This window comes from Actinosynnema sp. NPDC023658 (assembly GCF_040639995.1).
GTDB lineage: Bacteria > Actinomycetota > Actinomycetes > Mycobacteriales > Pseudonocardiaceae > Actinosynnema.
Map to the genome: position 1 here is coordinate 1 of NZ_JBFAAX010001217.1, position 1,514 is coordinate 1,514.

Annotated in this window: 1 protein-coding gene; it reads left to right on the forward strand. The window is 70.7% G+C overall.

Annotated features, from left to right (window positions below):
- Positions 1-178: 178 nt before the first annotated feature.
- Positions 179-1,514, forward strand: a 1,336-nt coding sequence (locus AB0G02_RS39670; protein ID WP_360805530.1) for a cobalamin-dependent protein, incomplete at its 3' end; no start/stop codon positions are given.

The following is a 1,514-nucleotide window of genomic DNA, read 5'->3' on the forward strand; positions in this document are numbered from 1 at the left end:
GCTCGTCGTAGATAGGTGTGCTGCTCATGGAAGATCCTCTACCCCGTTTGGACGGAAGTTACACGCGTGTTCTTCGGCGCGCGCGATCAGGGTGACCTGCCGCACAACTCCTCGTACTTCCGATAGACGGATGTCCTAGTAATCTGGTCGCAGTTCCGCGCTGCCGAAGGAGCCAGTCGTGACCGCAACGCCGCTGCACACCCCGCTGCACCCGGTCCGCTTCGTGACCGCGGCCAGCCTGTTCGACGGCCACGATGCCGCGATCAACATCATGCGCCGGATCCTCCAGTCCCAGGGCGTGGAGGTGGTGCACCTGGGGCACAACCGGTCGGTGCGCGAGGTCGTCGCCGCGGCCGTGCAGGAGGACGTGCAGGGCATCGCGATCAGCGCCTACCAGGGCGGGCACGTCGAGTACTTCACCTACCTGGTGGAACTGCTGGCCGAGCGCGGCGCGGGGCACATCAAGGTGTTCGGCGGCGGTGGCGGCGTCATCGTGCCCGAGGAGATCGAGCTGCTGCACTCGCGCGGCGTGGCGCGGATCTTCTCGCCGGCCGACGGGCAGGAGCTGGGCCTCGCCCGCATGATCAACACGATGGTGGAGGCCTGCGACCACCCGCTGACCGAGCGCCCGCCGTCGTCGTGGGACGGGCTGTTCACCGGCGGCGAGGACGTGCTGGCGCGGGCGATCACGCTCATCGAGGCCGGTGTGCTGCCCGGTGACGTGCGGGAACGGGTGGTGCGCGCGGCGGCGGAGCGCCCGGTGCCGGTGCTGGGCATCACGGGCACCGGTGGCTCGGGCAAGTCGTCGCTGACCGACGAGCTGGTGCGCCGGTTCCGGCTCGACCAGCAGGACAAGCTGCGGGTCGCGGTGCTGGCGGTCGACCCGACCCGCCGCCGGGGCGGTGGCGCGCTGCTGGGCGACCGGATCCGGATGAACTGCCTGGACGGCGACCGGGTGTTCTTCCGGTCGCTGGCCACCCGCAAGGCGGGCTCGGAGGTGCCGGAGGGCCTGTCGGACGCGATCCTGGCCTGCAAGGCGGCGGGGTTCGACCTGATCGTGGTGGAGACGCCCGGCATCGGGCAGGGCGACGCGGCGATCGTGCCGTTCGTGGACCTCTCGCTGTACGTGATGACGCCGGAGTTCGGCGCCGCGTCGCAGCTGGAGAAGATCGACATGCTGGACTTCGCCGACGCGGTGGCGATCAACAAGTTCGAGCGCCGCGGCGCGGAGGACGCGCGTCGTGACGTGGCCCGGCAGCTGGTGCGCAACAGGGAGGCGTTCGGGGCGTCGTGGGAGGACATGCCGGTGTTCGGCACGTCCGCGGCGACGTTCAACGACGACGGCGTGACGTCGTTGTACCAGCACCTGCGCGGGGAGCTGGCGCAGCGCGGGCTGGACGTGGTGGAAGGCGCGCTGCCGGTCGTGTCGGGTCGGGTGTCGACGTCGGCGGCCACGGTGGTGCCCGCGACGCGGGTGCGGTACCTGGCCGAGATCGCGGAGACCGTTCGCGGCT